At 38.0% G+C, this 6250-nt stretch carries 6 protein-coding genes and 2 pseudogenes; all 8 read left to right on the plus strand.

Annotated elements, in window-relative coordinates; all coding sequences use genetic code 11:
* A pseudogene (locus ON09_RS21720) lies at nt 1-672 on the plus strand (carbohydrate kinase); the annotation flags it as partial.
* Nucleotides 673-834: 162 nt separating this feature from the next.
* A complete protein-coding gene (locus ON09_RS21725) occupies nt 835-1866 on the plus strand; it encodes a GntR family transcriptional regulator (protein WP_010603182.1) in 1032 nt (343 codons plus the stop codon).
* Nucleotides 1867-2056: 190 nt separating this feature from the next.
* Complete coding sequence (locus tag ON09_RS21730) at nt 2057-2239, plus strand: YtxH domain-containing protein (RefSeq protein ID WP_116170253.1); 183 nt, start codon at nt 2057-2059, stop codon at nt 2237-2239.
* 88 nt (nt 2240-2327) lie between these two features.
* Nucleotides 2328-2969: a DUF2461 family protein gene (locus tag ON09_RS21735; RefSeq protein WP_010603184.1), complete on the plus strand. Its 642-nt coding sequence runs from the start codon at nt 2328-2330 to the stop codon at nt 2967-2969.
* Between the two features lie 786 nt (nt 2970-3755).
* A complete protein-coding gene (locus tag ON09_RS21740; RefSeq protein WP_010603185.1) occupies nt 3756-5039 on the plus strand; it encodes an MFS transporter in 1284 nt (427 codons plus the stop codon).
* A gap of 24 nt (nt 5040-5063) precedes the next feature.
* Entirely contained in the window at nt 5064-5501 is a 438-nt protein-coding gene (locus ON09_RS26325) for a Rossmann-fold NAD(P)-binding domain-containing protein (protein WP_238533770.1), read from the plus strand.
* Nucleotides 5425-6042, plus strand: a complete 618-nt coding sequence (locus ON09_RS26330) for an NAD(P)-dependent oxidoreductase (RefSeq protein WP_238533771.1) — start codon at nt 5425-5427, stop codon at nt 6040-6042. Before ON09_RS26325 ends, ON09_RS26330 begins: the two co-directional genes overlap by 77 nt.
* 4 nt (nt 6043-6046) lie before the next feature.
* A pseudogene (locus ON09_RS21750) lies at nt 6047-6250 on the plus strand (sugar kinase); the annotation flags it as partial.

The following is a 6250-nucleotide window of genomic DNA, read 5'->3' on the forward strand; positions in this document are numbered from 1 at the left end:
ACGTACACACTAAATTTTAACACGCCGTTTATCCTCATCTCAACCGGAACCTGGTGCATTAGTTTAAATCCGTTCAATCAGGAACCACTAACAAAGGAAGAACTGAAGCAGGATTGCCTTTGTTATATGCATTATAAGGGTAAACCGATTAAAGCTTCACGGATTTTTGCTGGCTATGAGCACGAAGTACAGCTCAAACGCATTGCAGAACACTTTGACCGGGCGGCTTATTTGTTTAAGCACCTGAAATTCAATCCTTCGATGATTTTGAAGCTGGCGAATAAAGTACCTGAAAACTTAATTCCGCAAACTGAATTTTCGGCTGTTTCTGCCTTTCCGGAGCGTGATCTGAATCTATTTCAAACTGCCGAAGAGGCTTATCATCAGTTAATATTTGATTTGGTTAAACAACAGATTTATTCTTTAAACCTCGTTTTAAATAATGGCGTAAAAAGGGTTTTTGTTGATGGTGGATTTGGTAAAAATGCAATTTATATGCATTTGCTGGCTACATCCATTCCCGATATCGAGGTCTATGCGTCTTCGGTTTCACAGGCAACTTCAATAGGAACCGCTTTGGCTATTAACGATGCCTGGAACGAAAACCCTGCACCGACGGATATGATTCAATTGAAATATTATTCTGCTATCCAGCGAACAATAGAATCATAAAATATAATTCAATAAGCTTTGCCGCGGATGTCTTGGAGTCAATCAACTGATGACCCAAAACATCCGCGGTTTGTTTACCAGGATTTTTTTTCGAACTCTGCATGTTGTTTTCACATCTGAAACAGAGATTTTTCTTATATTCGAATCTCCACGTGAATCATTTTGAAAGCAGACGACGTCATATCCCACATCCAGATTGATGAATATTCATCAACACCTAAGTATAAACAGCTTACTAATGCCATTTTAAGTGGTATTGAATCTGGCAAGTTGAAGAAAGGCAGTTTGCTTCCTTCGATAAATGAGTTAAGTTTTAGTTTGGAAATGTCTCGCGATACTGCCGAAAAAGGTTATCGTAACCTTCGTAAACTTGGTGTAGTCGATTCAGTTCCGGGCAAAGGTTACTTCATCATTAACACCGATTTTTCAAGAAAATTGAAGGTATGCCTGCTTTTTAACAAATTAAGTACGCACAAAAAAATCATTTACGATTCATTTATAAAGGCGGTGGGGGAAAGCGCAGCGATCGATTTTTACATTTACAACAATGACTTTGTTTTTTTTAAAAAGATGATCACTTCTAAAATTGACGATTATACTCATTTTGTGATTATTCCTCATTTCCTGGAAGGTGGAGAAAATGCACACGAGGTAATCAATACCATCCCGAAGGAAAAACTGGTTATTTTGGATAAGTTGTTACCTGGCATTACGGGAAATTTTGCTGCAGCTTATGAAAACTTTGCTCAGGACATTTACGCAGCGTTAGAGCAGGCGCTGGAACAGCTTTCTAAATATCATACCATCAAAATTATATTTCCCAAACAGAGTTATGTGCCCCAGGAGATTTTAACTGGTTTTTACCGCTTTTGCCAGCAGTATGCTTTTAGTCATAAAGTGATTCATAATGTCAAAGAAGAAGAAATCAATTCTGGAGAGGTTTTTATTAACCTGATGGAAGATGATTTGGTAACTTTAATTGAGCGGCTGATTGTACTTAAACTTGACATTGGAAAAGACGTGGGTTTAATTTCTTACAATGAAACGCCTTTAAAGCGATTTATTCTTAACGGAATCACCACCATTTCTACAGATTTTCACCAGCTGGGCACTCAAGCGGCAGCGTTCGTATTAAATGGTAAAACTGAAAAAATCGAGGTGCCATTTTATCTTAATCTTCGCAAATCTCTCTAATTCAACTTTCAATTATCGCTAGAACGACATTGTAGTTACCGGTATAGACCACATCTTTCAATCAATTTACTTCATACAAAAGGCGTTAATTATGCTTTAGCTATAATTACCATTTTAGTTGTGTTATGATTGCTGATTTATTCTAAAACTAAACCAGGAAAAGTGATGTTCAATGTATAAACAATTAGCTATGGGATTTATTAAAAACGCCATTATCGGCATCGCAATATTTGAAGGTATAAAATACTTAACCAAGAAAGATGTATTGGGAACATCAAACTTTGAGAAAATCAAGGAGCAGCTTCCCTCATATATCGACAAGGCAAAAGAGGTATCGCAAGATTTGAAAGCCGGCAAATTACCACAGGTTTAGTGGTATTGATTTACAAAACATTAACTATTCGAGACTCAGCGTTTGAAACAATTTAAGCTTTTATTATCTAAACATCCATCACATTTCAATGGAAAGAACGCTTAAGTTTTTAACTGAGTTAAAGGAAAATAATAATCAGGGATGGTTAATGGATCATATCGGAGCGTATGAACAGGCTAAAACCGAAGTCTCTGAGCTGGCTTATCTGATTCTGGACCAATTGTCGCTATTGGATTTAGCACTCGATCGCGAAATAGATGTAAATCGGTTTATATCAACCCTGATAATTATTAAGCCCAAAAAAAAGCTTCCTTATCATACCTTTATTAATATATCGATTAGTCCGTTATTGAATGGTGGAAACGAGCCTGTTTACCGGCTTCACATTAATCCTGAAGGAAGTTATATGAGTGTTCTTTTTGAACCAGACGTATTTGGATTACAGGTTATCAGAAGTTTTATTATCAAAAACATTGATTTACTGGAAAAAGCCTTGACTGAAGCTTATTCAGCTGGTTTTGTCTTGAACGATGCTCAAGCCGGCGCTTTACCAAAAGGTTATCAAACCGGAGTTATTGGCGAAAACTATATCAAATTACCGTTTTATGAGCTCAGGTGCCCACTAGACTTATGTAAGGAAAGAAGCCTCCTGATTGCAGATATCCTGACATCTTTTGCGTTGGCCATACCGTTTGTTGAGTTTTTTCGAAAAGGACTTGGGCTTCGCTAAATTAACAAGTCTTTTTACCCTCCTGCCGGAAGCTGATGATCGCTAATGATTTTTCGAATTCCAAAAAATGAAACCAATCCAATGGTTATTCCTAAAATTATTGCTGCTTTAAATGCCATAATGAATCAACACCTGAACAGCGAGATTGTTTAAATCAAGATCATTAATTAGCTTATAATTTTCGTAAAATACGATACCGATTATTAAGCCGCATACATGCTATCTGGCTCATTTACTTATTCTGCCTCTTCTTTATTCGGGCGGCAAAGAAAAACAAGTAGACCTAAGCTACTTACGAGCATAAAACATCCGGCAATTAAATTGTATTTTTCCATTTGGTTAGTTTTGGTTGTGATGATCTAATTTATAATAAAGCCGTTACAAAATCAATAACTAAACCAAATTGGAATACTTTTTTATACTGTTAAAGAAAAAAGCTTTTCCGTATCAACGCCTAAGGTTCTTGAATAGCCCCGAGTATTAAATGAAATTAATACAATCCCAAGACGTTGATTCTTAATAAATGGCTACTGTCCATCACTTATTTCGCGAGTAATATCCTATTGATGTCAACAAAGCTTATTGAGTTTTATTACTCTTGAGCGATTATGATACGACAGTATAATTACAATAACTTAATGGTTTCATAATATTTCTTTTTACTTTTATTTTGTTTTATAAACTTTAATTTAGTTAATTTGGTAAAAGGTTTTTAAACGTAAACCAATTGCTTATTAACTGTTGTGGCTAACCGAACATCAGTAAATCAACCTTACTAACCAAATTATGAGTGTACAAATTGATTCACAGAATTCACTGCTCAATCGGGTAGGAATTCCTAAAAACCTGGGCTGGGGTTATCTTGGTATTTTAATTTTTATGATGGGCGACGGACTGGAAGGCAGTTGGTTGAGTCCTTATTTAATCGGCCGTGGTATGAGCATTCAGCAATCAGCTTCGCTATTTACGGCCTACGGAGTTACTATTGCCATCTCATCATGGTTTTCCGGCGTACTTGTAGAAAGTTACGGACCGAAAAAAACGATGTTAATGGGATTGATCCTTTACATATTAGGAACTGCCGGTTTCGTAGGTTACGGAGTGCCTAAGCTAGATTATGTGATCATGTTACTCACCTATGCCATCCGTGGATTTGGTTATCCGTTCTTTGCTTATTCATTTTTAGTTTGGATTACGTATAGAAGCCCTCAGAAAAAATTAGGCACCGCCGTGGGTTGGTTCTGGTTTGTTTTTACCGGCGGATTAAATGTTTTTGGCGCTTACTATTCCAGCTGGGCAATTCAAAACCTTGGTTATTTAAATACCCTTTGGAGCTCCATTTTCTGGGTTTTAATTGGTGCTTTTTTCGCTCTGGTCTTAGTTAAAGATAAATTCAAATCTGATTCGACGACAGTCAATAAATCGGAAGAATTAATGAAAGGCCTAACGGTAGTGGTCGAACAACCAAAGGTGCTTATAGGAGGAATTGTGCGCATCATCAATACCACAGCGCAATTTGCTTTTCCGGTTTTTCTACCCACCTATATGGCTACACAAGGTTTTAGTACAACCGAATGGGTACAAATCTGGGGAACCATTTTTATTGCTAACATCGCCTTTAATTTAATTTTTGGTTTCGTTGGCGATAAACTGGGCTGGAGAAATACCATCATGTGGTTTGGTGGTTTTGGCTGTGGCATTACCACCCTGCTATTTTTCTATTCGCCTGTGCTTTTTGGCAGCAGTTTCTGGATGATCATGTTTTGTGGCGTATTATGGGGAGCGATGTTGGCAGGTTATGTTCCGCTTTCGGCACTGGTTCCATCATTGGTTAAAAAAGATAAAGGTGCTGCAATGTCTATCCTTAACCTGGGTGCAGGCCTGGCTGTTTTCGTAGGACCACTAATTGTCTGGATGTTCATCGGCTACATTGGTAATGAAGGAGTAGTCTGGATTTTGGCGGGGCTGTATTTTCTGAGTGCAATATTAACCCGGTTCATCACTCTACCCTTAAATGCCAAAACGGCTCAGGTGAGTGAGCCGGAGTTACAGGCAATAGCAACAAATTAATTGATAAAAATAACACATATATAGATGAGGATTTTAGTTACCGCTCCGTATAATGATCAGGGACGAGAAATATTGGAGAAAAATTTTGGCGAAGTGATTTACAAAACCTGGAAGGATCAGGGACGCTCTTTTAATGAGTCTGAATTGATTACGCTTCTCGGCGAAAGTAAGGCCGATGCTTTGATTACTGAACACGATCACGTGACAGAAAAAGTAATTGATAGTTATCCAAATCTTCAGTTTATAGGCGTTTGTAGGGGGACGCCATCAAATGTAGCGCTACATACCGCAAGAAAAACATGGTATTCCGGTGTTTCATACGCCCGCCAGAAATGCACAGGCGGTAGCCGAAATGTTTGTGGCCAATGTCATCAATCTTTTGCGCATGACCATCCCAAGCTGGCAATGGCTCACTGGCGAAAATTGGGAAGCCGGTGCACATACATCGTATCTTCAGTTTAAAGGAAATGAACTGGCTGGTAAAACAATCGGGATGGTGGGTTTTGGTGCGGTAGGACAACGAATTGCTAAGATACTAAAATGTTTTCCATGCGATATTCAATTTTACGACCCATTTCTGGATGAATTTGACCCGCTTTACCGGAAAACTACACTCGAGGATATTTTTGAAAGCAGCGATATTGTATCAATACATTTACCTGTAAATAGCCATACGGTTGGAATGATTAACAGTAACTTAATATCCAGAATGAAACAAGAGGCTATTTTTGTAAACACGGCCCGAGCAAGTGTGGTTGATCGCGATGCCCTGATTGATGCTATACAGAATAATAAAATCAGAGGAGCGGTTTTGGATGTTTTTGATCACGAGCCGCCTGATGAAAAAGATTATTTGTTGATCCATTCTCCAAAAGTTTTGGCTACGCCACATACTGCTGGTGCCACTCATGAGGTGGAAGATCATCATGTTGATATTCTGAATGCCAAATTATTAACTTGGTTAAAGGAAAGTAAGTTGGTGGATCATCAGGTTAAAAATTAGCGTAATGGCAATAAAAGAAGAAGTTTACTTGGTTGTTGATATTGGTACGGGTAACGTTCGCGTTGCCCTAGCCAAGCCTAATGGCGAAATAATCGAGATTGAAAGAGAGAATTTAATTTACCATAAAGACCTTGCCTATCCTGAAGCTCTATATTTTGAGCCGTCAGTATTGTGGCAACAAGTTCATCGTTTGGCTCAAAAAGTTTTG

Source organism: Pedobacter agri PB92 (assembly GCF_000258495.1).
Classification (GTDB): Bacteria; Bacteroidota; Bacteroidia; order Sphingobacteriales; family Sphingobacteriaceae; genus Pedobacter; species Pedobacter agri.